This window comes from Paenibacillus artemisiicola (assembly GCF_017652985.1).
In the GTDB taxonomy this organism is placed as follows: domain Bacteria; phylum Bacillota; class Bacilli; order Paenibacillales; family Paenibacillaceae; genus Paenibacillus_Z; species Paenibacillus_Z artemisiicola.
This window is the reverse complement of record NZ_JAGGDJ010000062.1, coordinates 1-26,924: the sequence shown is the minus strand read 5'-3', so window position 1 is coordinate 26,924 and position 26,924 is coordinate 1. Positions and strand designations below refer to the sequence as shown.

The window sequence follows — 26,924 nt, the reverse complement described above, 5'->3', positions numbered from 1 at the left end:
GCTCCGCGCTCCCCCCGTCCTCTCCCCGCCCTCTCCTCCCTATCTTCAAGGAGAAGACGACAAACGAGATGAACAGGAGACTGGAGTTCAGACACGTGCTCTTCGGATCCTACGCCGCGGCGGCGGCCGGCCCGGATCACGCCGGCTTCGCCGCCGGCGTGGACGCGCTCGTGCGCGGTCTCGAGCAGCAGCTCGCGCAGTGGCGCGAGGTCAAGACGCTCGCCGACGCCAAGGCGGGCGCGGCGGACTGAAGCGCGGACCCGGCGGCGGGCGGCCGCGGCGCAACCGTTTTTGCACAGGATCACCCACATCGAAGAGACCGCGGGCACATCGCCCCGCCGGTCTCTTTTTGCGTCTATAATCCGCTGCCGTTTTTTGCTACAATAGGCCTTGTCTCGCCTTGCCGAATGTTCCGTACCATCCATCCACCATTCATGGGAGCGTGAACGACAATGAGTTATTTATCGCTGAGCACCTGGAGCCTGCACCGCAATCTCGGACCGCTGCGCTGGACGCAGTGGGATGCGGAGGCCGGCAAGCATATGTTCGTCGAAAACCCGCAGCCGGAGCTGATGAAGCTCGTCGACCTGCCGGAGCATCTGGCCAAGGAAGGTTTCGGCGCGGTCGAAATCGGGCATTTCCACTTCCCGTCCACGGATGACGGCTACCTGTCCGAGCTGCGCGCCGCGGTCGAGCGCTCGGGCATCTCGCTTGACACCATCCTGCTCGATTACGGCGATATCTCCAGCGCCGACGAGGTTCGCCGGCAGGCGGACGTCGCGTACGTGCGGGAATGGATCGACGTCGCCGCGAAAGCCGGCGCGAAGAACATCCGCGTCGTCGCCGGCGAAAGCGAGCCGGGCGACAAGGCCGCGCTGGCCCGCTCCATCGCCTCGCTCAAGGAGCTGCACGCCTACGGCCAAAGCCGGAACGTCCGCGTCATCACGGAGAACTTCAAGCCGCTCGCCTCGACGTCCGACAACGTCCTCGCCATCATCGGCGCGTTCGAAGGCGGGCTGAACGTCATCGACGACTTCGGCAACTTCAAGGGCGAAACCAAATACGAGCAGCTTGCCGCGATTCTGCCGCATGCCGTCTCGATCCACGCGAAGGCGCACTACGACGAGAACGGCCTGCCGGACACGGAAGAATACCTCCGCTGCCTCGAGCTGCTGAAGACAGGCGGCTATGAAGGCGCCGTCTCGCTCATCTACGACGGGCCGGGCGACATGTGGGAAGGCCTAAACCGCATCCGCCGCATCGTGGAACCGTACCTGTAAGCCATCGCGAACGCTTCGCGAGGTTTTCCCCGCTTGCCGCGTGACCCGCTATCGACAGATCGGAAACATGCACAAAGAACACGCCGGCTTCCCGGCGTGTTCTTTGTTGTATAGCAGCGGTAGACATAAAGAAGACTAAACCTTATCGAAACGTCACGCCCGTCAGCTTCTCGCTCAGCGTCCACAGCTTGCGGGCCGCTTCGGGATCGATCGCCCACTGCGCCACGCCCGCGCTGAACGCGTCCGAACCCGGTTCCGCGACGACGGCGATGTCCGCATCCTCGCAGTAGACGCCGCCGCGGCCTTCGAGCTGCGGATTCGCGGCGCACCAGACGCTCGTCGCGGCGCCCTGCGCCACGGTTTTGAACCTCGGGTCGCTCGCCACCCGGTTGCCGTGCTCGTCGAGCGCGCCCATGCCCCGCATCTCGTCGTCGGACAGATGCCGGGACAGATCGGTGACGATCGTGCCCGGATGCACGGAGAACGCCCGCACGCCGTGCGCGAAGCCGATCCGGTCCAGCTCGACCGCGAACAGCGCGTTCGCGGACTTCGATTGGCCGTACGCCATCCACTTGTCGTATTCGCGGTGCTCGTAGTTCGGATCCTCCAAATCTACGCCCGCGAAGCGCAGCGCCCGCGAAGATACGGACACGACGCGCGCGTCGCCGGATTGCTTCAGCGCCGGCCACAATCTCGCCGCCAGCTGAAAATGCCCCAGATGGTTGACGGCGAACTGCGACTCGTACCCGCGGGCGTCCCGCGTAAGCGGCGTCGCCATGATGCCGGCGCTGTTCACGAGGATGTCGAGCGGCCGCCCCGAGGCGAGGAACCGCGCCGCGAACGCGTCGATCGACGCGGGATCCGCCAGGTCGAGCGTCTCCAGCTCGACGCGCGGCAGGCCGGCCACCGCCGCGGCGGCTTTCTCCGGCGTGCGCGCGGGCACGACGACCGTCGCGCCGGCTTCCGCCAGCACGCGGGCGGTTTCGAGGCCGAGACCGGAGTAGCCGCCGGTGACGATGGCGGTTTTGCCGGTCAGGTCGCGGCCGCCGAGCGCCTCGGCCGCGGTCGTTTGCGGGCCGAAGCCGGACGGGATCGGCGCTTGGGGCGTTGGGACGTAGTTATCGGTAGGTTGCATGGATACGTCACTCCTTATTCGTGATAGGATACGTCAAATGAATCAGCTGCGCGTAATTGTCCAGCTTGTACTGCATCATGCCGAGCGACTCGCGCAGCTCCTCCATTTGCCGTTCGATATGTTGCTTGTGCTCGGCGAGCACGAGGTAGCAGTCTTCGTAGCGGCCTTCGTTGTAATAACGGATGTACCGTTCGATGTCCTTGAGCGGCATTTGCGTCCGTTTCAGATGCGTGACGAACATGTAGCGGCGCAGATCCGACTCCGAGTAGAAGCGATGCCCGTTGTCTTTGCGCTTCGCCGGCGGCAGCAGGCCGATCCGCTCGTAATAGCGGATGACGTCGATGCTGAGGCCCGTCAAGCTCGAAATGTCCGCGATGGCGTATTGCTTGTCCTTGTCCATCCCCTATCCTCCTCTGCTCGGGCGTCCCCGTATCGGACCTGCCGCGAGTATCGTAATACCTGAACCATGGTTCAGGTCAAGCGACCAATAATTAGCTTCGTTTAGCATAACCCGTTCTCGCCGAAAAAGGACGCGTCCCCTTCACGGAAACGCGCCCCTCTGCGAACCGGGCGTATGACGAATCAGCTGCAGCGTACAAAAAAGCTTTAATAGCCAGCGGTCCGCACGACCTTGGGGATCTAGGCTTGCCGGCCGCGGCCGCGGCATCCTTTTACTGGAAAGGGAAAGGCGGGGGGAGAGCCATGAACATCCGGGAAGGGGAAAAGGTCCGGCTGCGGGCGGTCGTGCCGGAGGATCGGGCGGCGTTTCATGCGAACGATCAAGATACGGAAGGCGCGGCTGTTCGACGCGGTATATTTTCGCCTTCATTCACGAACGGCTGCCGGCATGACGAGCATCTCTATGGGCTGCTGAAGGACGGATTCGTGTTTTGACGGGCGGCGGCGAACGCCGAAAAGGACAGCGCGAGCTGTCCTTTTTTCGATTCCGAGTCTACGGTTTCAAGCGCCGAACACGTCCCGGATCGCTTCCAAATACTTCAGGCCGTGCACCGTATCCGGCTCCAGATACCCGCCCTCCGTCCACTCGTTCCAGGCATACACCGTGAACAGCTTCGGGTCGAGGCCGGACGCGCGGTCGAGGTAATCCTTCAGCTCGCGGAGCATGCGCCCGAACGCCTCCGGCGTATTGCCGGTCAAAATCGGCGTGTACGGGTAATCGCCGCGGACATGCGGCCGATCTTGCCCGCAGCGCGGCCCCGGGTCCCAGCCCATCGTCGCGTTCGGAAAATACGGCACGTCGTACGCGTCGCGGAACGCGGGCCACTTGGCCGCGGCGGCCGCCGCGCAATCCGCGTACGGCGCATCGGGGAACGCCTCCGGCTCGGCGTGGTGAATCCAGACGTACGACGTGACGCTGTCGATGCCGAGCATGCGGATCAGCGCGTTCGCGTCCGGACCGATGATCGCGCGGTGCCGCTCGTTCAATCCCCACTCCACCAGGTTCAGGTGCAGCTCCCCGCAGCCTGCCTCGCGCGTCTTGGCGCGGAACGAAGCCAGCGCGTCGCGCGTCGCCTCGACGCCGCCGAGCCCGTTGATCAGCGTATGGCACTCGTAGATGGAGAAATAGAGCTTGTCGTCGAGCTTCAGAACATTCGGCTCGTTGAAGTAGCGGATGATCAGATAATCCGCCATCGCGTCGAACCGCTCGCGCGACACCTCGTTATGGTTCGCCCACATGATGCCGAAGCGCAGCCGGTCGCGGTTGCCCGCCTGCAGGAAGCCGTCCTCGAGCGCGCGGTGCAGGAACGGCCCTTCGCCCCCGCCCATGTCCCAGTACCAGTCGTAAATGAACGACGTCACCCCGTGATCGGCGGCCGCCGCGATCTGCTTCTCCGACACCGCGGGATCCGACTCGTCCAGCTCGCCCCAGAGCGGCACCTTCGGCTGCTCGTGCCCGGGGAACAACGGCTTTGCCGCCCGCAGCGTGGGCCACTCCGTCCAGCCTTCGCCGCGCAGCGCCTCGTTCTTGGCATCGGGATGCCATTGCGGAAAATAGTACACCGCGACCTCATACGGATGATTCGGTGCAGCCATCGTCTCAGCTCGCCTCCTGATTTCGTGAAATGGGGCCGGCCGGTTCGGCCGGTTTCGCGGCCATGTGCGGCACGTGGTACCGCTCTTGGGCCGGTTCGGCCCGGTTTCGCGGCCATGTGCGGTACGTGGTACCGCTCTTGAGCCGGTTCGGCCCGGCAGCGCAAGCGCCGTCATGCCGAACGAGAGCGACTTTGGTGCGAAGCACCACGGGAGCGCTCGTCGGCATTGACGGCTCTGAAGCGCAGCGGCCCCGCCCCTAGAGCGCAAAGCGCGGCCACCTGAGCGGTGCACCGCCGCGTTTCGGAGCGCGAAGCGCGACCGCCACAGGCGTAGTCCCCGCCAGGCGAAAGCGCGAAGCGCATCCCTCAAAGCGCCTTCCCGCCAAGCCTCAGCCCTTCACCGCCCCCGCCGTCAGCCCGCGCAGCATGTACTTCTGCGTGAACGCGAAGAGCACGATGAGCGGCAGCACCGCCAGCACGCTGACCGCGAACACGGGGCCGTAGTTGACGGACTGCTTGTTGAACATGAACTGCACGATCTGCGGCATGAGCGTCATTTTCTCCGGTTGGTTGAGGAAAATGAGCGGCGTCAGGAAATCGTTCCAGATGCCGTACACGTTGGTCACGATGAACGTGCCCGTCGCCGGCAGCAGAAGCGGGAAAATAATTCGCGCGAACAGCCGCAGCGGCCCGCAGCCGTCGAGACTGGCCGACTCCTCGAGCTCGCGCGGGATCGCCTTCGTGAAGGCCGCGTACAGGAACGACGCGAACGGGATGAAGCCGGCCGTGTAGATGAGCACGAGCAGAATACGCGTGTTCATGAGATGGATTTTGACCGCCAGGGTAAACAGCGGGATGAGCGAGCCGACCGTCGGAATGACCATGCCGCTCAGGAAGAACAGGTACGCGTAGCGGAATAGCCGCTCCTGCCGGCGGGACAGAACGTAGCCCGCCATGGAGGCGACGAGGATGGCGAGGCCGAGCGCGCCGACCGTCACGAGCACCGTATTGAGCAGCCCGCGGAAGAAGTCCATGTCCTGCAGCGCCTTGCGATAGTAGTCCAGATACAGGCCGTGCGGCAGCGCGAAGGGCTGGAAGAAATACCGCGGCGCCTTGAAGCTCGACTCCACGAGGAAGAAGATCGGGAACAGAAACGCCAGCGCGATCAGAATCATCAGCGCCTCCAGCGCGACGGACGGACGTTTATTCAGGCCCATCAGAGCTCGACCTCCCTTCGGCGGGTGACGGCGAGCTGCACGACGGTGACGATGATGATGAAGATCGCGAGCAGAATGCCCGCGGCGGTCGCGTAGCCGTAGTTCTGCGCCTTGAACGCGGCGTTGTAGACGGCCAGAAACAGCGTGTACGAGGACGTGCCCGGGCCGCCGTTCGTGAGCAGGTACGGCAGGTCGAACAGCCGCAGCGCGCCGACGATCGTCAGGAACAGCACGATGGTGACCGACGGCATCAGCATCGGGAGCGTGACGCGGCGAAACAACGCGAAGCCCTTCGCGCCTTCGATATCCGCCGCTTCGTAGATGTCGGGCGGAATCGACTGCAGGCCGGCCAGGTAGATGAGCGCGCAGTAGCCGATGCCCTGCCATTGCGTCAGGAGGATGATCGTCGGAAACGACGTGTAGACGGTGCCGAGCCAGTCCTGCAGATGGGCTTCCCCGATGATCGGCTTCAACAGGCCGTTCAGGAAGCCGTCGTACTTCAGCAGCTCGCCCCAGATGATGGACGTGACGACGAGGCTGACGATGATCGGCAAGTAGAAGGACGTGCGCAGAAACGCCCGCGTCCGGAATTTGCGATTGAGCAAGAGGGCGAGCAGCAGCGCCAGCGGATTTTGCACGACGAGGCCGAAGACGACCATCTTGAGCGTGTTTTTCATGCCGTCGAGCATCTGCTGGTCCGAGAAAATGTACCTGTAATTGTCGAAGCCGATAAACGCCGGCGCCTTCAGGCCGTTCCACTGCGTGAACGAATAGTAGATGCTCTGCAGGAACGGATAGTAGAAGAACAGGCCGAAAATCGCCAGCGCCGGCAGCAGAAACAAGCAGGCGATCCAATATTGCTTGCGTTCCAGTCTCATCGCGATTCACCTACTCTTCATGGACGGGATAAAACGCGTTCAGCCGCGGGAAGCGCGGCTGAACGGTTCGTTCGTGCGGGTCCGTTGAGGCGTGGGGCGGGGTCGCAGGCAGGCGCCGAAGCGTTACTCCGCCGGCAGCACGACCGTCGCTTTGTCTTTCTCGAGGCTCGTTTGCGCCGCCTTCAGGTCGCCCGCGTTGAACTTGACGCCGGAGACGACCTTCGTCAGCTCGTCGAGCAGGTTCGTGATCGAGCTGGCCGGCAGGTAGCTGACGAACTGCGACGTCAGCACCGTGCTGGCGTCGACGGCCGCCTGGACCTCGTTCATCGCCGGGTCGCTATAGGTCACCGAGACGTCCGTGAAGGAGGTCAGCGCGCCGTCACCGGCCATGAACGGGCTGATGATGTCCGCCGTCGTGATCAGGTTGACGAGATCCTTGGATTCCTGCATGAGCTCGGTCTTCGCGTTGATGCCGAGCGCTTCGTTGCTGCCGAGCGTCATCGCCACTTTGCCGCTGTCGCTCGCGAGCGGGAAGAAGCCGATGTCGAACGTGTCGAAACCGCCCTTCGCGATGTTGTCGGCGTTCGCGCCCGGCATCCACGGGCCTTGGACGATCATGGCCGCTTCGCCGGAAGCGAACATTTGACCCGATTGCGGCCAGTCGATGCTGATCGCGTTTTTGTTGAAATAGCCCTTGGCTTTCATTTGCTCGAAGTTCTGGTAGACCTTCTGGATCGTCGGATCCTCGGCGATCTTCGTCTTGCCGTCGTAGACGTCCTTGCCGAGCGTCGGGTTGTCGAGCCCGTACGAGTTTAGCCAGTTCGAGAAGAACATCTGCGCCGTCCATTGGTCCTTGAAGCCGAGCGTAATCGGCGTCTTGCCGGACGCTTTGATCTTGTCGGCCGCATCGAACAGCTCCTGCGCGGTTTTCGGCGGCGTCAGGCTGAGGTCGGCGAACAGCTGCTTGTTGTACCAGACGCCGCCGCCGATCGAGAGGCCCATCGGCACGCCGTACGTCTTGCCGCCGGCATGCGTCTGCGCGTCCTTTTGGGCGCCGTCGTTCAGGCGGGACACCCACGGCTCGCCGGAGAGATCCGCCAGGTTGCCCGACGTCGCGAAGTCGACGCCTTGGTAGAACGCGACGTCCGGCGCGGAACCGGAAGCGAACTGCGCTTTCAATTTATCGAAGTACGTGGCGCCGAGGACGACGTCCCATTGGATTTTGGCCTTCGGGTACAGCTTGGCGTACGCCGCTTCGACGTCTTGCTTGAACTGCACCATGTACGGGCGCTCGTCGAGGAACCAAGCGCCGACGCGGATCGTGAACGCCTTGTCGCTCTTCGCCCCGCCGGCCGCGCCGTCGCTCGCCGCCGCGCCGTTGTCCGCCGCCGCGCCGTCGTCCGCGGCCGCTCCGCCGTCCGCCGCCGCCCCGTTGTCCGCCGCCGCTCCGTTGTTCGCCGCGGCTCCGTTATTCGATCCCGCCTTGTCCCCGCCGTCGTTCGAGCCGCACGCGGACAGCACCGTCGTCAGCAGCAGCGCGCCGGCCAAGGCCGGCCATCCTTTACGTTGCATGCACCAACACCCTCTTTTCGTCTCTGGTATTCCTTGCCTCTCCAGTGTAGCGCGTTGCCAGAACCGAAAGGATAGCTGCGTTTTACCGTTTCTGTGCTGCGTTTGCCGTCAGTCGTCCGCCTGCGCCGAGCCGCCCCTCGCGCTCGCCCGGTACGCGCTCGGGGAGACGCCGACCTTCTTCTTGAACATGAAGCTGAAGTGCGCGGTGTCCTTGAAGCCCACGGCGTACGCGACCTCGTACGTCTTCAGGTCCTCGCGGAGCAGCTTGTTCTTGGCCGCCTCGATCCGGAAATCCCAGAGCATATCGGTGAAATTGGTGCCCGTCTCCTTCTTGATGAGCCGGCTGAGGTAGGAATAGTTGACGTTCAGCTTCTGGGCCACGCTCTGCAGCGTCAGCTCCTCCATGTACTGCTCCCGGATCAGCTGGCGCACGTCGGAGATGACCTTGAGCGGCGAATCCGCGAGCCCCGCGCGCATGATCTCCTGGTAGGCCAGCAGCTGCTTCTCCAGCTCCTTCATGATGTCCGTGAGCAGCACGGCGCGAAGCAGCTTCTCGCGGATGCGGACGGAATCGCCGTGCGACGGCTTTAGCCCGACGTCCGCGAGCGCCGCCTCCGCCTTCTCCACGAGGCCGAGAGCGTAGTGCTGCACGTCCTTCTTGCTCGCGCCGACGGCGAGCATGCTGCGGTACGATTCCTTCAGCAGCGCCCGCACGGCTTCCGCGCCGCCGCCGCGCAGCGCGTCCGCGATGAGGCCGAGCGCGGCGCCGGTCTCCTTCTCTTTCTCGTTCAGGAACGACTCCATCGCGTCGTAGGCGATGACGGAGTTTTTGCCGAGCAGCATGCGGTACTCCATGCACCGCTTCACTTGGCGCAGCGCCTCGGGCAGGCGGCAGAAGGACGGGAACGCCCGGCTGATGCCGACGGACAGCGACAGGCCGCCGTCCGTGCCGTTGCCTTCGGCAACGCCCTTCGCGAACGCGAGCAGCGCCTCGCGCCCGCCGGCCGAGCCGTCCGCCGGGACGAACAGGTACGTGCCGCTGGCGGACGAGGACGTCCGGCCCCGCAGCCCGGCCGTCTCGGCGGCCTGCTCGAGCTGCCCCCGCAGATGCGCCGCCGCGAACGGAAAATGCTCCCCGTCCGCGTCGCGCGGCGCGTCCAGCTCCGCGTACAGCAGCTGGAAGCCGCCGTCCCGCAGCCCCTGCTCCGCCAGCCACAGGCGCTTGTCCTCGTCGCCGTCCTGCTCGTCCGCGAGCCGCTCGAAGAAACGGTCATGCTCCTGCCAGCCCGCAAGCCGCGGCTCGTGGTCGCGCAGCGAAGCGACCGTGCGGATCAGCTCCTCCGGCAGGAACGGCTTGGTCAGAAAATCCGCCACGCCGAGCTTGACCGCCTTCCGCGCATAGTCGAATTCGTGATAGGCCGTCAAGAAAATCACCGGAATCTCGGGATGCCGCCGGCGCAGCTCCTCCGCGAACGCGATGCCGTCCATGACCGGCATGCGGATGTCCGTGACGACGACGTCGGGCAGCGAGCGCGGCCCGTTCGCCCGCAGCCGGTCGAGCGCCTCCTGCCCGTTCGCCGCCGTCCAGGCCACCTGGCAGCCGATGTCCGCCCAGCCGGGCAGCGAAGCCAAAAAATCCACGATGTCGCGTTCGTCGTCGATGATCATGATGCGCATGCGGTCAGCCTCCCTCGTTGTCCTGCAAAATCTGAATCGGCATGACGACCCGCGTCACCGTGGCGTCCGCGTGGCGCAGCAGGCTGACGCCGTAGGTATTGCCGTAATGCAGCCGCAGCCGGGCGTTCGCGTTCTCGAGCCCGGAACCGAGCCCCTTCGAGCGCCGCAGGGCGAGATTGCCGGACGCCCCGTCGTCGTCCCCGGGCGGCGAGCTGTTCGCGATCTCGATCACGAGCTCGTACTGCTCCTCCTTGACCGTTACCGCGATCGTCCCGCCTTCCGGCAGCCGGTCGATGCCGTGCACGACCGCGTTCTCCACGAGCGGCTGCAGCAGCAGCTTCGGAATGGCGATTTTGCGGAACAGGTCGGGCAGGTCGATCGCGTAGGCCAGCCGGTCGCCGTACCGGAACCGGTGGATTTCCAAATATTTGCGGACGAATTCCATCTCCGTGCCAAGCTCGACGAAGGCGTTGCCGGGCGTGATCGAGAAGCGGAAAATGCCGGACAAATGGTGGATCATCTGCGGGATATGCTTCGCCTTCTCCGGCGAATGGGACATGATGCTGATGTATTCCATCGTGTTGTAGAGGAAATGCGGGTTGATGTACATGCGGATCGCCTTCAGTTCGGCTTCGCGGAGGAGGAGCTCGTTCTTGTAGTTCGTCTCGATGAGGTGGCTCGTCCGGGCGACGAGGCTGTTGAAGCCGTTGCAGAGCATCGCGATTTCGTCCTTCGTCGCGATGCCGGTGATGAGCTGGTATTCCTCCCGCTCCGCCGCGCGCATGAGGCGCGTCAGCCGCTGGATCGGAATCGTGATGCGCCGGAGGATGACGTAGGTCACGATCGTGATCGCGAGCCAGGCGGCCAGCGTGATGCCGGCAATGAAAAGCGCCTGCTGCTTGACGAGCCCGCCCGTGCCGGGGCTGGCGATCAGGACGTATTGGAATTCGGAATAGCGGGATTTCTGGCGGATGACGATGCCCTTGACCGGCTCGCGGATCTCGAGCAGATGCCCGACCCGGCCCGGGTCCGAGGCGCTCATGATCTGGTTGTCGGCGTTCGCGATGAAGAACGTCCCGGGCGCGAAGCCGGTGAAGAGCGGCCGCAGCAGCGCGGTATCGAGCGTCACGACGAGCCGGCCCGTCTCGGATTCGGGCGACGGGCGCTCGCCTTCGGCGAAGATCTTGACGACGCAGGCGATGCGCCGGTCGTCGCTGAAGAACGCCCACTCGGGCAGGCGGTCGAATTCGAACGGCATTTTCCAATAGGCGTCGGGATAAAGCAAGCGCTTTCGCGAATCCGTGCTGTACAGCTGGCCGGAGGCGTCCAGCACGTAGATGCCGCTGACGTACTCGCCGATCTTCAGCTTGGCGGAGGCCAGCTCGGACTGGAGCAGCTCATCGACGGCGGCGTAGCCGGCTTCGTCCCGCTGCCCGCGGTCCGCGGCGCGGAGCAGCGACTGGAGGAGCAGGTTTTCGCCGATCGGGGTCATCTGGCTCTTCACGGCGTACAGCGCTTCGTCGAACTTGTCGGCGGCGCCGGACAGCTGGCGCTGCGCTTCTTCGGCGGCTTTCTTCTCGATGACGAGGCTGGAGCGGATGTAGAACGTCGCGCTGACGATGAGGAGCGGCACGAGCGTCAGGAGCGAATAGATGATGAGCATCTTGTAAAACAGCCTGGAGCGGATGGGGTCCAGCACGCGCGCGGTCAGCCATCTCATGGAGAAAGCCCCCTGTTCGGTTAATGGGCGGATCGGTTGGGCGGCATGAAGAGACTTCGGATCCCGATCAGATCCGATGCGAAGCGATTGAAGTTGATTCCATTATGCATGAACGCAATGGATATACAAGAGAAATTCGAGGGAGTAAACCATATATTGGTTGTGATTACAGCATTGCCCATGTGATGAAAACCCGACGGCAGTGGCGGCCATGTAGGTGACCACCCCACCCTCTTGCCTCCAAGCCGCCCCCAGCGGCGGCCATGTAGGTGAACCCCCCACCCTCTTGCCTCCAAACCGCCCCCGACGGCGGCCATGTAGGCGACCACGCCACCCTCTTGCCTCCAAACCACCCCGGCGGCGGCCATGTAGGCGACCACGCCACCCTCTTATCTCCAAACCGGCCCCGGCGGCGGCCATGTAGGCGACCACGCCACCCTCTTGCCCCCAATCCGCCCCCAGCGGCGGCCATGTACGAGACTACACTACCCTCTTGCCCCAACCGGCAGAACTGCCCCGCCCGCCCCTCCCTCAGCGATGGCCGGCCTGCAGCCGGAAGCCCGTCGGGGTCATGCCCGTCTTCTGCTTGAACAAGTTGGAGAAATAATGCGGGTCGGCATACCCGAGCCGAAACGCGATTTCGCTGACGCTCAGACTCGTGTCCTGGAGCAGCATCTCGGCGTGCCCGATCCGGCGCGACAGCAGGTAGCCGTATACGGTGAAGCCCGTTTCCCGCTTGAACACGCGGTTCAGCTGCTTGTAGGACATCGCCATGTGCCGGCTGAAGCGCTCCGAGTCGAACGGCTCGGCCAGCTGGTCGAGGTACTGCTTGATCCCCTGCGCCTGGTCGGACAGCATCTGGTTGCGGCTCTTCAGCAGCCGCGAGAGGGCGATCAGGATTTCCGTCAGCACGAGCACGACGCCTTCCTGAACCTGCTCCATGCCGCCGCGCTGGCCCCGCCGGACCAGGCGGAACGCCTTGCGGAACAAGCCTTCGAGCGGCGCGTCCGGCACGAGCGATTTTTCCTTCAATTGGTACGCGGCGAGCAGGTCGTCGCTGTTGCCCGCGATATTGAACCACAGGTACGTCCAGTACCCCTCCTGGTCGGGCATCGCCGTCACTTCGTGGTAGCTCCCCTTGCGCAACAGGAACACGTCGCCTTCCTTCGGCCGATGCTCGACGGAATCGACGCGGATCGTCCCTTCCCCGCGAAGCACGTACGCGAGCACCGTGATGTCGGCGCGGCTGCGGACGTTGCGGTAGTTGGAATGGCAGTAGTTGGTGCCGATCAGCGGCACGGAGACGCCGACGTCCCAATCCGAAGGAATGGTGTACACTTCGCCATGCTTCATGTCCATAACCCTCACTTTCCTCGCTTCCATTCTCGATATCGGCATTATAACACATGTCCCTCACCCTCACCTTTTGTTCCGTATCCCGCATGTCTCGCGGCGGCGCGCGGAGGTAAAATAAAGCTATACGCGAGAAAGCGGCCAAGCCGCGTTCGAAAGACGGCAGCAGCGCCGGCACACATGATGCAAGACGCTCGCATGCTAAAACGGTCAACCATGGCGCCGGGCGCTTCAGAAGCGCGCGGCGCCCTTCGACACGTCCAAGGAGGTCCTTTACGATGGAACGCCACGCGCTTCGCGCACGACCGAACCTCATCTACGTCTTTGCCGACCAGCTGCGCCTGGACGCCTGCGGCTATGCCGGCGACCGGCGGGCGCAGACGCCGAACCTGGACCGGCTCGCCGGGGAAAGCATGAATTTCGCCAACGCCGTCTCCGGCCATCCGGTATGCGCGCCGTACCGGGCGTCGCTGTTCACCGGCAAGTACACGACCAGCACGGGCATGGTCATCAACGAAATCAGCATGAACCCGAACCATCGCGGCTTCGGGCACGTCCTGACCGAGGGCGGCTACGAGACGGGCTACATCGGCAAATGGCATTTGTCGGCGAACGAGCTGGGCCATCACTACGAAACCCGCAACTCCTACACGCCGCCGGGAGAACACCGGCTCGGCTTCGACGGCTTCTGGGCCGCGTACAACTTTCACCACGAGTATTACGGCATGTATTACCATACCGACTCTCCGGCGAAAATCCCGATGGAAGGCTACGAGCCCGACGGGCAGACCGACATGGCCATCGGGCAATTGCGGCGGATGGCGGGCGAGGACCGGCCGTTCGCGCTGTTCCTCTCGTACGGCACGCCGCATGATCCATGGACGCCGGACAACGTGCCCGCGGAATATTTGGCCCGGTTCGCGGACGCCGGCTTCGGGCTGCCGCCGAACTATCGGGACGCGAACGACCCGCACGCGGACGCCTGGGCCCGCATGACGCCGGAGGAGCGCGCGAGCATTCCGGACTGGCTGCGGGTGTATTACGCGATGACGGCCAACCTGGACTGGAACCTCGGCCGGCTGCTCGCGGCCGTGGACGAGCTCGGCCTGCGCGACGACACGGTGTTCGTCTTCACCTCCGATCACGGGGAGCTGTTCGGCGCCCACGGACGGAAAGGGAAAAACATCTTCTATGAGGAGGCCGTCCGCGTCCCGTTCCTCCTGCGCCAGCCGGGCCGCGTGCCGCAGGGCGAAACCGACGTGTGCCTGAACACGTGCGACATCATGCCCACTTTGCTGGGGCTGCTCGATTTGCCCGTTCCGGCGGAGGTCGAAGGATCGGACCTCAGCCCGTTCGCGCTCGGCGCCGGGGGCGAGGAGCCGGAGGCGGCGTTCCTGCAGGGAACCGGCGCCACCGCGGATTGGGCCGACGGCCACGAATGGCGGGCGCTGCGGGACAAGCGGTACACCTACGCGATCTACCGGGCGGACCGGCAGGAGCTGCTGTTCGACCATGAGGAGGACCCGTACCAATTGCGCAATCTGGCCGAGGATCCGCGCTGCGCCGCCGAGCTGGAGCGGTTCCGCGCGCTGCTGGCGCGCAGGATGAACGAGATCGGCGACACGTTCGAAAGCTGCACCTGGTACCGCGACCATTGGACGGAGGACCGGCGCATCCTGCGGACCGCCACGCTCGCGGCCAAGTAGAAGCGCACGGGCCTGGAGACGGCACGGGTAAAAGCCGTCGCGGTCGTGCGGCGGCTCGGCGCTTCTCGGAGTATTCAAAGTTTTCAAGCGTTGCAGGTATTCCGGTTCTTCGGCAACGGCTGCGGCCGGGATCGCCGGACCGTTCCGCGCCCGCTTCCGGCGTGTTTCGCGCCCAACCTCAACAGGCTGCCCCCTTATCGGCGGGCAGCCTTTTTTTGCGTTGCGCGGAAGCCGCGCGGCCGCGGCCGCCTATTCATAGCCGGCGCGTTTAACGAATCTACGAATCGGCAATGCTAGTAGGACGCACGTATTTTCATAGATTCGCGAAAAGGAGCGTTGCCCTTGAAATGCATCAACTGCCACTCGATCGATATCGGCAAGATCGGTCCTCATCAGTATTTCTGCTGGAATTGCTGCATCGAAATGAACATTGTCGGCGATAAGCTCGACGTCTACCAAGTGGAAGAAGACGGCTCGGTCAGCTCGCTCAACGATTTGTTCGTCGCGGAAGACATCGGCGATCCGCAAGAAACGCAAACAGAGATCTATTCCGACAGGCGCTAGCGTCTGCCGGGCTAGATCTCTTTTTTTTGCGCTGCGCGCTATTCGTCCCGCGCGCTGTGCCGGTCTTCGGCCGTTTGCGGCGCCGTCCCCGCGGTCCCGCCTTCCGCGAACGTCCGGTCGAGCAGCTCGCGAAGCGCCCGCATGATCGCCGGCGCGCCGGCCGTGTCGCTGTGGACGCAAATCGTGCCGATCTCCGCATAGCGGGGATCCGCGAGCATGCCGGCGACCCGCGAAGCGATCTCGGGCGGCGAGCCGATTTCGTCATGCGTCCAACCGAACATTTTCACTCGGCCCGCGGGATAGGGGCGATCGGCGAAATACTCGCGCACGACATCAAGCCCCATCCGCGACGCGCTCCCGGCCGTATGGCTCCCGGGCAGCGCATAGACGCGAAGCGAGGCATCGAACGCCCGAACGGCCTCCGCGAACGCGTCGGCAAGCGCCGCCTCCTCGGACGTCATCATGTAGAGCGCCCCGTGCAGCTTCACGTGCGACAGCTTCATCCCTTCCGCGCGCAGGAACGCGTCGAGCGCGCCGAGCTGATAGAGCGACAGCTCGTAGACTTCCCGCGGCGACGTCTCGATGTATCTTCGGCCGAAGCCCGGCCGGTCGGGCAATCCGACGTGCGCGCCGACGCGAACGCCGTGCGCTTTGGCGAGCGCCACCGTGTCCCGCATGACGCCGGGATCGCCGGCGTGAAAGCCGCACGCGACGTTGGCGGAGGTGATCAGCGGCATCATGGCTTGGTCGGCCCCGTACCGGTAGACGCCGAAGCTCTCCCCCATGTCGCAGTTCAGATCCGGCGCGCGTCTCACCAGACGGGCTCTTTCCGGGGCGACGCCAGGCGCTCGTAATCATAGGCGAACCGCAAGAGATCCGCTTCCGCGAACGGCTTGCCGACCAGCTCGAAGCCCACGGGGAGGTGGCCGGCGAACCCGGCCGGAACCGACATGGACGGCAGCCCCGATTGCGAAGCGATGACCGTGTTCGTCGGGAACGTCAGACAGGTCCACTTCTCGGCGTACAAGTCCTCGCGCTTCGGAGGCAGCACGCGGACGGCCGGATACAGCAGGAAATCGACGTCGCTCGCGAGCATCAGATGGACCAGCGCGCGCCGGAATTCTTCCTGGCGCACCCGCTTGCGGTAATAGCCCTCCTCCTGCTCGGGCTCCACGGGTCCGCCGTAAATGTCATGGAACAAGTCGTTCATCGGGTGGAACAGCCGCGCCTCGTACAGGTCTTCGAAGCGCCCCGCGGGCGCGTTCGTCCGCTTCGCCAAGAAGGCGTTGATGTCCTTCTTCGACTGCATGGCGTAGAGCGACGTGTCGGCGGTCCACGCCTCCAGCTCCGGGATGCTCACCTCGACGACCGGGACGCCTTGCTCCCGCAGCCAAGCGACCCTTGCGCGGACGGTATCGTTCACGGCAGCGCTGTCCGGATCGGCGTCCGGGCCGAACGCGTTCGCGACGACGCCGACGCGGTACTGCCGCATGCTCGCTCCGTCCAGCGCGGCTTCGTACCGCCCGGCGTCCGCGGCGTACGCCGCCGCCGTGAACGCATCGCCGCGGTCGAAGCCGACCAGGACGTCCATCAGCTTCGCCGCGTCCCGGACGGTGCGCGTCATCGGACCGGCCGTATCCTGGAAATGAACGAGCGGGGAAAAGCCGCTTCGGCTGATCAGCCCGGTCGTCACCCGCAGGCCGAACACGTTATTGAACGAAGACGGCAGCCGGATCGAGCCTCCCGTGTCCTCGCCGATGCCGATCAGGCCGAAATTCGCGGCGATGCCCGCTCCGGTGCCGGCGCTGGATCCGCCGGATTCCCGCTCGAGGTCGTACGGGTTCTTCGTATGGCCGGTCATGGACGAGAACGAAAACCACCCCGCCGCGAAATCGCACATGCTGGTCTTGGCGAGCACGATGGCGCCGGCTTCGCGCAGCCGCTTGATAAGCGAGGCGTCCCGGTCCGGCACGTAGTCCGCGAACGCCCGGGATCCGAACGTCGTGCGGATGCCGGCCGTCTCGGCCTGGTCCTTCACGAGCACGGGCACGCCGTGCAGCGGTCCTTTGAGCGCGCCGGTTTGTTCGTAATAGGCGTCGAGCGCTCTCGCTTCTTCCATCGCGAACGGGCTGACCGTGACGACGGCTTGCAGGCTCGGCCCTTGCGCGTTCAAGGCCTCGATGCGATCCTGGTACCAGCCTACGAGGTCGGCCGCGGTGACCGCTTTCGCCCGCAGCGCCTCGTGAAACGAGCTGACGGTGGCTTCCTTGAAGGTAAACGAGCTCATGCGATTCACTCCCTTTTTCGATTCGAACGTCCGCTTCCGCTCAAGCTTCCGTTTCGATCGTAAAACTTCCGTTTTGATGAAAGCTTCCTTTTGAATGTAGACGTGTAATGTAGACGGCCGTTCAGCCAGCAAACTTCGTATGGATGCAAGCATACCGTTCTATGCCGGCTTTCTTCTCTGCTCTTGCCTATTTCTCCATCGATATTTCCGAAACTCAAACCTCCGATTCTATGTTCGATCGGACGGGTTATGGTACAATGGCGGTACTGAATCTCGTTGGCCGGAGAGAGAGACGCGTTGGTAGGCGCGCCTCTCCTTCAACCGTGCCGTCAGGGCTTCGCTCCCGCCGAATGCGGCGCCGCGACGGACGGCTTATTGGCCATCAGCCAATAAGCCGCGCCGGAGACGAGCATGCCGCAGATCGCGGTGGACATGCCGGGGAACTGATAATTGGCAATGAGCGCCGCGGCGGAACCGATCCCCCACGCAAGGAAAGGCCGGAACCGGAAATCGGCGTCGATGGCAGTCGACGACCTGCGCGCAACCCATTGATCCAAAATGATGATGGTCCCGATCGGCGGTACGATGACGCCAAGGAGATTCAGCCAATCGATGAAATAATTCCAAATGCCGAGAATGGCCAGCACGATGCCGATCGCCCCAAGGATCAGCGTCATGGTGCGCATTTTCGTCCCCGTAATATGCGACCAGCCGACCGCCCCGTTATATAAGCAATGCGAGCAGACGGAGCCGAGATTCACGAAGAGAAACAGCACGGCGATCCAAGCGATCGCGCCGCCCTTCCCGACGATCACCCCGAACACGTCGCCCGTGCCGGTGAGCGTCGCCGCCGCGATGATGCCGCCGATGATCATGGCGATCAAGTTGGCCACGGGAAACGCGGAGAACGTCGCGATCAAGGCATGCTTCGGATTCCGGGCCCACCGGGTAAAGTCCGACGTCATCGTGCCCGAGTCGGCGAACAAGGCGAACACCAGCGTAACGGCGACCCAGAACGCGAGGGGAGAGTCCGCGCTGCCGGCATAACTCGCGATGGCATGGCCGTTTCCCGCCGCCTCCCCGACCGCGTAAAGGCCGAGGATGAGGAATAACGGCGCCGAGACGATCCCGATCAGGGACAAGGCCCGGATGCCGAGCAGCGTGAGCCCCACGTACAGCACCCCCGCGATCCCCACGATAAGCAATTCGTTGACCTGAAAAGCGCCGCTCATGCTGACGCCGGTCAGGCCGGTCTGTACGGCGAACCAGCCGATGACGAGCGTCGACAGCAGCGCGGACGACACCATGTACCCCTTTCGGCCGAACGTGCGCGACGCCTGCAGGGAGAAATTATGGCCGTCCTTCGCGCCGAGCGCGCTCAGCAGCCCGACGTACGCGAATAACAGCGCATTGCCGAGCACCATCGCCAGAAGGCCGCGAACGAAGCCCAAGCCGTGGACGATCGTCGCTCCGGTGACGGCGCCCGTGACGATCATCGGAAATCCGACCCAGATGGACGTGACGGCGAGCAGCGATTTTCGTTTGTCCGGCGGAACCGGCGCATGCTCGTACTCGTCCCCTAAAAGCTCATGATCCGCTGCAGCATGACCCATGGATGACACCTCCGTTTAGGTTGTTTTTGCTACGGCCGCAAGGCCTGACTTGCCCGATCATCCCCTTATGCCGATCACCTCCTTGACGGAAAGTTCCTGAACGAAATGAAAGCCTCGCGCCAGCGTCCGGAATGCCCCCGAGCTGCCTCAAGCTTTGCCGGACAGCGCCGCCGAAACGACGCCGCAGGTGTAGGTCAAGTGGTCGGCGGTCTTCTCCAGCAGCATCGGAAGGTCGCGGCGCTTGATCATGTCCAGCAGCTCCCGGTGCTGCAGCTGCGCTTCCCGGAAATCCTCCACCGTGGAGGAATAGATCGCCATGTACGGCTCCACCTTATCCCACACGTTCCGGATCAGCTCGAGAATATGGGAGGAGTTCGAGCATTGGTAGAAACGAAGGTGGAACAGCTTGTTCAGCTTCCGCCACTCGTTCACGTCAAGGCGCGGGTTCGCCATCGTCTCCAAGATGTCTTCCAATACGCCGATGTCGTCGTTCGTTGCCCGTTCGAGCGACCACTCCGCGGCGAGCAGCTCCAGCCGGAGCCGAATAGTGAAGACTTGCTTGACTTCCTCGACCGAAAGCTCGTTGACGGTGACGCTCCGCCGTTCAAATGTAATGAAACCTTCCGCCTGCAGCTTGCGCAGGGCCTCCCGTACGGGCATGGTGCTTACGCCGAAGGCCTCCGCGAGGCTGCGGATCGAGATCTTCTTGCCGGGCGGGATCGTCCCCATCGTGATGCGTTGTTTCAGCCGCTCATACACCTCGCGGTTCACCGTCGAAACCTCGATCAAGTCGCTCATGTCTTCCACCTCTGCTAGTTTGTGATATGTGATCACATGTAAGATATAGTCCGATTATGGCAAGCGACAGCTAATCCGTCAAGGTATATGTCAGGTTATTTTACATTAACGCAGATAAACGGCCTTGATAATTTTGAGCATAGTCCCAGCCATTACCATCCGGTATAATAGTCGTTGAACCCCATCCAAGGAGGATTGGCCATGAACGAATCGCAAACGCAAACCGGAAGCGCGCTGCCCGCGAGCCCGGTGAAGCCCAAAATCGGCGGCGTCTTCGTCCCGGTGCGGGACATCGAGGCTTCCCGCCGTTGGTACTGCCGGGTGCTCGGGCTGGAGGAGAGCGCCTGCGAGATTATGAACGGCCACCTATGCCCGCTGCCGATGACGGGCGCCGGGCTGATCCTGGACACGATGCCGCAGTGGGGCGGCCGGGAGCCGGGCGGCGCGCCGGCCATCGAGACGCCCGCGTTCATGCTGCCGACCGACGATCTCGAGGGCGCGCTCGCCTACATGAAGGCGCTCGGCGTCGAGCTGGTGACCGGGATCGAGCACGACCACTGGTTCGTCGTGAAGGATCCCGACGGGAACAAGCTGATGATTTGCCGCGAATAGCGGCCTCGGCGAGCGAGTGCGCATATTAAAAACCGACCCGGAAGCCCAATGGCTTTTCGGGTCGGTTTTGTTGCCGCGGCGGTCTGCCGTTCACGCATGCGGCCGGTCGCCCTGCTCCTCGATGCGGGCCTGCTCCTCCCGCCACCAGAGCGCCTCTTCCGGCTCCTCCAGAATCTCCGGGATTTCCCGCTTCTCTTCCACCGCCGGCGCCGAGCCGCGCAGCGCCCGGCCCGACGTTTCGGTCAGCCAGACGGTGGCCACGACGAGCCCGATGACCGCCGTCCCGATCAGGAAGTATGCCGGCACGAGCCGGTTGCCCGTCCGTCCGATGAGCCAGGCCATCACGAGGGGCGTCGTGCCCCCGAACAGCGAAGCCGACAGGTTGTACGTGATCGCGAGCGCCCCGTACCGCACTTCCGTGAAGAACAGCGCCGGGAGCAGCGACGGCATCGTGCCCTGGAAGCAAGCCAGGAATACCGCGAGCAGCATGAGCCCGAGGAACACGTAGCCGTTCTGCCCGCTGCCGATGAGGTAGAACGCCGGGAGCGAGAACACCATGAGCCCCGCCAAGCCGCCCTGGATGACCCGCTTATTGCCGACTTTGTCGCTGAAGAAGCCCATCGCCAGCACGATCGGGATCATGATGAACATGACGATGAGGATGAGCAGCAGCCCCTTCGTCTCGCCGTAGCCGAGCACCGCCGTCAGATGGGACGGCATGTACGACAGCACCATGTAATCCACGACGTTGTAGAAGAACACCATGACGACGCCGATCAAGAGCGCCTTCCGGTGCGCGGCCAGGAGCATCCGCAAGGGCATGCCCTTGTGCCGCCCGTCCTGCGCCTGCTCCATCGCCTCGAACGCCGGCGTCTCCTCCAGATGGTTCCGCAGATAGAGCCCGATCAGCCCGATCGGCGCGGCGACCAGGAACGGGATGCGCCAGCCCCAAGCCAGCATCCGGTCCGGGCCGAGCAGATAGCCGAGCAGCGTGACGAGGCCCGAGCCCGCGATGTAGCCGACGAGCGTCCCGACCTCCAGCCCGCTCGAGAGAAAGCCGCGCTTCTTGTCCGGCGTCGATTCGGCGATGAACGTCATCGCTCCCGAATATTCGCCGCCCGTGGAGAAGCCCTGCACGAGCCGGGTTACCAGCAGCAGCACGGAGGCCGTCGCGCCGATCGAGGCGTAGCTCGGGATGAGCCCGATGCAGAGCGTGGCGACGGCCATCATCGTCAGCGTCACGGTCAGAATCTTCTTCCTTCCCAGCCGGTCCCCGAGCCGGCCGAAGAACCAGCCGCCGAACGGCCGGACGAGGAAGGCGATCGCGAACGTCGCGAACGTGTACACCAGCTGGGCGGAGCCGCTCAGCTGCGGAAAAAACACCTTCCCCATCGTGACGGCCAGGTACGAATAGATGCCGAAGTCGAACCATTCCATCGCGTTGCCGACCGCGGTCGCGACGACCGCCTTGCGGGCGGCCTTCGTATCGACGATGGTGATGTCGTCCTTGCGGAGCTTGGGCTTCGATCTTCGCCGGAACGGCAAGCCTCGCCGCTGCGGCCGGTCGCGGTCTGTCATCGCGCGGGCGCCTCCCCCTGGTCCATTTTTCCGAAGCAGCGTTAGTGTAAACTGGAAACGGCGCGATGATGCATGGGCGGCGGTTTTTGGCGCGAAGCCGGTTGCTTTTTGGCCGGCTTCGCGATACGATATTCCAAACCATGGAAATACCTGCGGCGAGGGACAATAGTATCCGATCTGCCTTCTACTCAGCGAGCCGGGGAGCGTGCAAGCCCGGAAGAGGCCTCGGCGAAACGGCGGTCCGGAGCGGGATGGCAAGTGATAAGGGGGCGCGGCCGGCAAGGGCGGCGTCAACCGGGGTGGAACCGCGGGCGCGCAGAGCTCCCGTCCCCGGACATCGAAGCGCGATCGAAGCGCGATGTCCGGGGGCGGGGGCTTTTTCTCATGGTTCGCACCGCTGCCGGCATCGGTCATTCACGATGCGAAAAAGGAGCGATGGGCATGAACGACGCAACGAAAGCGATGGAAGACATTGTCTCGCTGGCGAAGCAGCGGGGGTTTATTTTCCCGGGATCCGACATCTACGGCGGCCTCGCGAACACGTGGGACTACGGCCCGCTCGGGGTCGAGCTGAAGAACAACGTCAAGCGCGCCTGGTGGAAGAAGTTCATCCAGCAATCGCCGCACAACGTCGGCCTCGACGCCGCGATTCTGATGAACCCGAAGGCCTGGGTCGCCTCGGGCCACGTCGGCAATTTCAACGATCCGATGATCGACTGCAAAAGCTGCAAGAGCCGCCATCGCGCGGATAAGCTGATCGAGCAGGCGCTCGGCGAGCAGGGCCGGGACGTCATCGTCGACGGCCTGTCGTTCGACGCCATGCAGGCGCTGATCGCGCGGCACGGCATCGCGTGCCCGGACTGCGGCTCGCGGGACTTCACCGGCATCCGCCAATTCAACCTCATGTTCAAGACGCATCAGGGCGTGACGGAATCGAGCGCCAACGCGATCTATCTGCGCCCGGAGACCGCGCAGGGCATCTTCGTTAATTTCAAGCACGTGCAGCGCGCCATGCGGCGGAAGCTGCCCTTCGGCATCGGCCAAATCGGCAAAAGCTTCCGCAACGAAATCACGCCCGGCAACTTTACGTTCCGGACGCGCGAGTTCGAGCAGATGGAGCTGGAGTTCTTTTGCAAGCCGGGCGAGGATCTGGAATGGTTCCGGTACTGGCGGGGCTTCTGCCGGGACTGGCTGCTCGGCCTCGGCTTGCGGGAGGGCAGCATTCGGCTGCGCGACCACGCCGAAGACGAGCTGTCGCATTACAGCAGCGCGACGACCGACATCGAATACCGCTTCCCGTTCGGCTGGGGCGAGCTGTGGGGCATCGCGGACCGGACCGACTACGACCTGAAGCAGCATATGGCGCATGCGGGCGAGGACTTCCACGTCTCCGATCCGGACACGAACGAACGGTACGTGCCTTACTGCATCGAGCCGTCGCTCGGCGCGGACCGCGTGACGCTCGCCTTCCTCGTCGACGCCTATGAAGAGGAGCGGCTCGAGGCGGACGACAGCCGCGTCGTGCTGCGGCTGCATCCGGCGCTCGCGCCGTACAAGGCGGCGGTGTTCCCGCTGTCGAAGAAGCTGGCCGAAGGCGCGCAGCGCGTTTACGCCGCCCTGGCCGCCGACTTCATGGTCGACTATGACGAGGCCGGCTCCATCGGCAAGCGGTACCGGCGCCACGACGAGATCGGCACGCCGCTCTGCGTCACGTACGATTTCGATTCCGAGGCCGACGGCTGCGTCACCGTCCGCGATCGCGACACGATGGCCCAGGTTCGGCTGCCGATCGCGGAGTTGAAGGCGTACGTGGAAGCGAAAATCGCGTTCTGAATCGGCGAAGCCGCCCGCGGGCCGCGGATCGCGGGGGTTCGCCCGAGCGCGGCGGCGGGGGTTACACCGCCGCGGCCGAAGCGTACATCGCGATACGGTCGCCACGGTTACTCGACCGTGATCGTTGCGTACGCGGCGGCACGGTACGCGGCCCGGTCGTCGAGCGCCTCATGCAGGTCGAACGACAAGTTCGCCTCGAGCACGTACCGGCCTGCCGGCAAGCGGAGCTCCTTCTCCGCGTAGAACGCGCGCCAGAAGTCCGCGTCGGGGGCTTGGCTGTCGTAACCGCCGCTTTTGAAGAACGGGTACGCGTACGTTTGGCCGCGGATCAGCTCGGTCGGCGCGCGCTCCGCCGTCGAAGCGCCGTCCATGGCGAAGCCGTTAACGTCATGAATCGCAAACGTCAGAAACGAACGGGCTCCCCAGACCGTAATCCTCGGCGGGTCGCCGATAAACGTCAGGCTGGCCGAGACGACGATCGGCTCGCCGGCCTTGACCGTCGTTCGCTCGATATGCAGCTTCAGATCGAACAAATCATCGCGGTAGACCGGCTTCGGATGGGCCATTTTATCCATGGCCGCTTGCTTGGCCTGCTCCTTCCGCGCCGCCTCCTCCGAGTCGCTTCCGCCGGAACGGCCGCACGCCGTCAGCAACACGACGGCGATCAGCATCACGAGCCATCGCATGGAATCGTCTCCTCCCCGCTCAAGGTCATCATCGCGATTTCCGTCAAATGATCGTTCGCGAACCGCCACCGAACTTGGGCTGTCCGGCCCTGCCGAATCGCGTCCGCGTCCGCCTCGACCCGCTTTCCGTCCCGCAGCTCGTAGATGCGGCTGTTCCCGGTAATCGACAACGACATGCTCGCAGACGCTTCCCCGGGATCGGAAATCAAGCCTTGCTGCACGTCGCAAAGAGTCACGAGCCACTCGGACCGCACGCCGTCGACAATCGCGCCGGTCTTGGCGACCGCGTCCACGCGTCCGACTGCGGCATACGTTTCGCGATCGGCATACGGCCCGCCGCTGCAGCCGGCAGTCGTCAGCATCGTCATGGCGCTCGCCGCCAACAGGAATTTTCGCATGCTCATCACACCTTTTCATTCGCTGCCTCTCGACTTCGAACCGATGTACCGCACCTCGTACCGCTCTTTCGCCGATATCGCCGCCTTCGGCCCGATGTACCGCACCTCGTACCGCTCTTTCGCCGAAATCGCCGACTTCGAACCGATGTACCGCACCTCGTACCGCTCTTTCGCCGATATCGCCGCCTTCGGCCCGATGTACCGCACCTCGTACCACTCTTTCGCCGGAATCACCGACTTCGGCCCCGTGTACCGCACCTCGTACCGCTCTTTCGCCGGAATCATCGACTTCGGCCCCGTGTACCGCACCTCGTACCGCTCTTTCGCCGGAATCACCGACTTCGGCCCCATGTACCGCACCTCGTACCGCTCTTTCGCCGATATCGCCGTCTTCGGCCCCATGTACCGCACCTCGTACCGCTCTTTCGCCGTTCTACCGTTCTAAACGGCTTCCATCGGGAGAAGTTGCGCGAGCCGTCACCCGCGGACAGGAATTTTCTGCGTTCGGCGAGAATGTACTAGATTACATACGCTAACAGGAGGGAACCCCATGCCGAGAATGAAAATCCCCCGGTAACTCCGTGCGCGCGCACCCCCTTGCGCTCCGGCTTGACTGTCCGTTATCAGCCGAACCAAGAAAGGGTGCGATCGCCTATGCGGCCAAAACAAGTAATGTGGAACGAACTGCGCTTCGGCGTGGAAATCGAATTTATCGGCGGGCGGCCGGCCGAGCTGGCGCTTCCGCCGGGCTGGGTCATGTCGCTCGACGAGCTGCAGGTGGACGGAGACGGCGAGGATTCCGGCAGCGAGCTGAAAACGCCCCCGATGCGCTGGGCGGACCGCGGCGAGATCCGCGTCATGCTGGAGCGCCTGCTCGCGCAGGGCGCGCGCGCGAACTGGAGCTGCGGGCTGCACGTGCACGTCGGGCTCGAGCCGTGGGGCGAAGCGGCGGTACCGCCGCTCCTCGACGCGGCGCTGGCCGGCCAAGAGGCGCTTCGGGCGCTGCTGGGCACGAGCGGGCACCGCTTGATGTATTGCCCGCCGGTCACGGCGGCGATGCGGACGGATTACGCCCGGGCGCCCCGCCCGGAAGCGCTGCGGCGCGCGGGCCGGCCCCAGTCGCACCGCTGCGGCATTAACGCGGCGGCCTGGTACGACATCGGCACGGTCGAGATCCGCTATGCCAACGGCAGCCTCGACTACGGCGAAATCGTCCGCGCGGTCGAGCTGTGCCTGCGGTTCGTCGCGGCCGTCGGCGAAGGCCGCGCGCTGCCGGACGCGCCGGACGCGCTGGCCGAAGCGCTCGGCTCGCCCCGGCACGGGTATCCCCCGCCGGCGCCGGCGCCGCGCTGGTTCCGCGAACGGCTCTGGCTCGAGGACTCCGTCGCGCCGGCGATCGGCGACTTGGCCGAACGGCTGGTGCCGGGCAGTGAAGTCTTGCACGTGCTGCCCGTTCGCGACGGCTTGCTCGTCGGTCTCGAAGACCCGCATGGCAAGCTGTACCGGTTCGTGTGCAAGCCGCCGGCGGACGGCTGGCAGGTCGTGCGCGCGCTTAATGCCGACGAGCCGACATGAAGTCGCGGCGCCGCGGCCGGCCGCAGTGGATCCACACGATGACGTCCACCGGCATCCGTAATCGGCAGACGGCGGATCCATACGATGGCATCCGCCGCCGGCCGTCTTCACCGCGGACGTCGAGGGAACCTACACCATTGCCGAAGCCGTTGGTAATCACCAATACTACTCCCTAGCCGGCAAGGCCGAACGGCAAACGAGCGGACACAGCTGCGCCTATTTCGCGCAAATCGGGGGTTGAAGCGGTTTAGGCGGCCATACTGCTCCTCTGTCAATAAAGTGGACAACAGGCTAAGCCAATTTCTCGTAATAAAGCTGTTCGAAACGGATGGGCGAGATGTAACCCAAGGTACTGTTGGACCGTTTTCGGTTGTAAAAGAACTCAATG

Annotated in this window: 25 protein-coding genes; 8 read left to right on the top strand and 17 right to left on the bottom strand. The window is 64.2% G+C overall.

Translation table 11 applies throughout. The features are described from left to right. Positions 1–68 precede the first annotated feature (68 nt). Positions 69–251, top strand: a complete 183-nt coding sequence (locus I8J29_RS30710; RefSeq protein ID WP_208851107.1) for a hypothetical protein — start codon at positions 69–71, stop codon at positions 249–251. Between the two features lie 201 nt (positions 252–452). Next, positions 453–1,280, top strand: coding sequence for a sugar phosphate isomerase/epimerase family protein (locus I8J29_RS30705; RefSeq protein ID WP_208851106.1), 828 nt, complete (start codon positions 453–455; stop codon positions 1,278–1,280). Between the two features lie 142 nt (positions 1,281–1,422). Here the strand turns inward: I8J29_RS30705 and I8J29_RS30700 are convergent, their stop codons facing one another. Both I8J29_RS30700 and I8J29_RS30695 read right to left on the bottom strand, forming a co-directional pair. After that, a complete protein-coding gene (locus I8J29_RS30700; protein ID WP_208851105.1) occupies positions 1,423–2,415 on the bottom strand; it encodes an oxidoreductase in 993 nt (330 codons plus the stop codon). A gap of 7 nt (positions 2,416–2,422) precedes the next feature. Further along, positions 2,423–2,815 carry a MerR family transcriptional regulator gene (locus tag I8J29_RS30695; protein WP_208851104.1) on the bottom strand — a complete coding sequence of 131 codons (393 nt, stop codon included), beginning with the start codon at positions 2,813–2,815 and terminating at the stop codon, positions 2,423–2,425. A 302-nt stretch (positions 2,816–3,117) separates the two neighbouring features. Between I8J29_RS30695 and I8J29_RS30690 the strand changes: the two genes are divergently transcribed. Further along, entirely contained in the window at positions 3,118–3,309 is a 192-nt protein-coding gene (locus I8J29_RS30690) for a hypothetical protein (protein ID WP_208851103.1), read from the top strand. A gap of 66 nt (positions 3,310–3,375) precedes the next feature. Here I8J29_RS30690 and I8J29_RS30685 read toward each other — a convergent pair whose 3' ends face one another. The 7 genes from I8J29_RS30685 to I8J29_RS30655 all read right to left on the bottom strand — a co-directional run bounded on the left by I8J29_RS30685 (position 3,376) and on the right by I8J29_RS30655 (position 12,892). Beyond that, the gene (locus I8J29_RS30685; RefSeq protein WP_208851102.1) at positions 3,376–4,470 is read right to left on the bottom strand and encodes a glycoside hydrolase family 99-like domain-containing protein; all 1,095 of its coding nucleotides are present in this window, start codon (positions 4,468–4,470) and stop codon (positions 3,376–3,378) included. A 388-nt stretch (positions 4,471–4,858) separates the two neighbouring features. Beyond that, entirely contained in the window at positions 4,859–5,686 is an 828-nt protein-coding gene (locus I8J29_RS30680; protein WP_090643829.1) for a carbohydrate ABC transporter permease, read from the bottom strand. Beyond that, positions 5,686–6,564 (bottom strand): carbohydrate ABC transporter permease, encoded by an 879-nt coding sequence (locus tag I8J29_RS30675; protein ID WP_208851101.1) that lies wholly within the window; start codon positions 6,562–6,564, stop codon positions 5,686–5,688. The genes I8J29_RS30680 and I8J29_RS30675 overlap by 1 nt, the downstream gene beginning before the upstream one ends. 123 nt (positions 6,565–6,687) lie before the next feature. Beyond that, a complete protein-coding gene (locus I8J29_RS30670; protein ID WP_208851100.1) occupies positions 6,688–8,136 on the bottom strand; it encodes an ABC transporter substrate-binding protein in 1,449 nt (482 codons plus the stop codon). Between the two features lie 108 nt (positions 8,137–8,244). Continuing rightward, positions 8,245–9,813 carry a response regulator transcription factor gene (locus tag I8J29_RS30665; protein ID WP_208851099.1) on the bottom strand — a complete coding sequence of 523 codons (1,569 nt, stop codon included), beginning with the start codon at positions 9,811–9,813 and terminating at the stop codon, positions 8,245–8,247. A gap of 4 nt (positions 9,814–9,817) precedes the next feature. Beyond that, positions 9,818–11,533: a cache domain-containing sensor histidine kinase gene (locus I8J29_RS30660; protein ID WP_208851098.1), complete on the bottom strand. Its 1,716-nt coding sequence runs from the start codon at positions 11,531–11,533 to the stop codon at positions 9,818–9,820. Positions 11,534–12,064: 531 nt separating this feature from the next. Beyond that, on the bottom strand, positions 12,065–12,892 hold the full coding sequence (locus I8J29_RS30655) for an AraC family transcriptional regulator (RefSeq protein ID WP_208851097.1): 828 nt from the start codon (positions 12,890–12,892) through the stop codon (positions 12,065–12,067). Between the two features lie 272 nt (positions 12,893–13,164). Here I8J29_RS30655 and I8J29_RS30650 point away from each other — a divergent pair, with 272 nt between their 5' ends. Next, positions 13,165–14,592 (top strand): sulfatase family protein, encoded by a 1,428-nt coding sequence (locus I8J29_RS30650; protein WP_208851096.1) that lies wholly within the window; start codon positions 13,165–13,167, stop codon positions 14,590–14,592. A gap of 342 nt (positions 14,593–14,934) precedes the next feature. Continuing rightward, complete coding sequence (locus I8J29_RS30645) at positions 14,935–15,156, top strand: hypothetical protein (RefSeq protein ID WP_208851095.1); 222 nt, start codon at positions 14,935–14,937, stop codon at positions 15,154–15,156. A gap of 38 nt (positions 15,157–15,194) precedes the next feature. On the opposite strand, the gene I8J29_RS30640 is transcribed toward I8J29_RS30645, so the two are convergent. The 4 genes from I8J29_RS30640 to I8J29_RS30625 form a co-directional block, all read right to left on the bottom strand. Next, positions 15,195–15,971 carry a 5-oxoprolinase subunit PxpA gene (locus I8J29_RS30640; RefSeq protein ID WP_338113319.1) on the bottom strand — a complete coding sequence of 259 codons (777 nt, stop codon included), beginning with the start codon at positions 15,969–15,971 and terminating at the stop codon, positions 15,195–15,197. Next, complete coding sequence (locus tag I8J29_RS30635; RefSeq protein WP_208851094.1) at positions 15,968–17,443, bottom strand: amidase; 1,476 nt, start codon at positions 17,441–17,443, stop codon at positions 15,968–15,970. The genes I8J29_RS30640 and I8J29_RS30635 overlap by 4 nt, the downstream gene beginning before the upstream one ends. Before the next feature lie 329 nt (positions 17,444–17,772). Next, entirely contained in the window at positions 17,773–19,056 is a 1,284-nt protein-coding gene (locus I8J29_RS30630) for a cytosine permease (protein WP_208851093.1), read from the bottom strand. A 147-nt stretch (positions 19,057–19,203) separates the two neighbouring features. After that, positions 19,204–19,854 carry a GntR family transcriptional regulator gene (locus I8J29_RS30625; protein ID WP_208851092.1) on the bottom strand — a complete coding sequence of 217 codons (651 nt, stop codon included), beginning with the start codon at positions 19,852–19,854 and terminating at the stop codon, positions 19,204–19,206. Between the two features lie 201 nt (positions 19,855–20,055). Here I8J29_RS30625 and I8J29_RS30620 point away from each other — a divergent pair, with 201 nt between their 5' ends. Further along, complete coding sequence (locus I8J29_RS30620) at positions 20,056–20,466, top strand: VOC family protein (RefSeq protein WP_208851091.1); 411 nt, start codon at positions 20,056–20,058, stop codon at positions 20,464–20,466. A 90-nt stretch (positions 20,467–20,556) separates the two neighbouring features. Here the strand turns inward: I8J29_RS30620 and I8J29_RS30615 are convergent, their stop codons facing one another. Further along, positions 20,557–22,044: an MFS transporter gene (locus I8J29_RS30615; RefSeq protein WP_208851090.1), complete on the bottom strand. Its 1,488-nt coding sequence runs from the start codon at positions 22,042–22,044 to the stop codon at positions 20,557–20,559. Positions 22,045–22,485: 441 nt separating this feature from the next. Between I8J29_RS30615 and I8J29_RS30610 the strand changes: the two genes are divergently transcribed. Further along, a complete protein-coding gene (locus I8J29_RS30610) occupies positions 22,486–23,877 on the top strand; it encodes a glycine--tRNA ligase (protein WP_208851089.1) in 1,392 nt (463 codons plus the stop codon). A 107-nt stretch (positions 23,878–23,984) separates the two neighbouring features. Here I8J29_RS30610 and I8J29_RS30605 read toward each other — a convergent pair whose 3' ends face one another. From I8J29_RS30605 to I8J29_RS30595, 3 genes are read right to left on the bottom strand one after another with little or no spacing between them, the layout of a single operon-like run. Then, positions 23,985–24,563, bottom strand: a complete 579-nt coding sequence (locus I8J29_RS30605) for a hypothetical protein (protein ID WP_208851088.1) — start codon at positions 24,561–24,563, stop codon at positions 23,985–23,987. Continuing rightward, positions 24,548–24,961: a hypothetical protein gene (locus I8J29_RS30600; protein ID WP_208851087.1), complete on the bottom strand. Its 414-nt coding sequence runs from the start codon at positions 24,959–24,961 to the stop codon at positions 24,548–24,550. The genes I8J29_RS30605 and I8J29_RS30600 overlap by 16 nt, the downstream gene beginning before the upstream one ends. 15 nt (positions 24,962–24,976) lie before the next feature. After that, positions 24,977–25,363 (bottom strand): hypothetical protein, encoded by a 387-nt coding sequence (locus I8J29_RS30595; RefSeq protein WP_208851086.1) that lies wholly within the window; start codon positions 25,361–25,363, stop codon positions 24,977–24,979. A gap of 252 nt (positions 25,364–25,615) precedes the next feature. Between I8J29_RS30595 and I8J29_RS30590 the strand changes: the two genes are divergently transcribed. Continuing rightward, positions 25,616–26,536, top strand: a complete 921-nt coding sequence (locus tag I8J29_RS30590; RefSeq protein WP_208851085.1) for an amidoligase family protein — start codon at positions 25,616–25,618, stop codon at positions 26,534–26,536. Positions 26,537–26,924 lie beyond the last annotated feature (388 nt).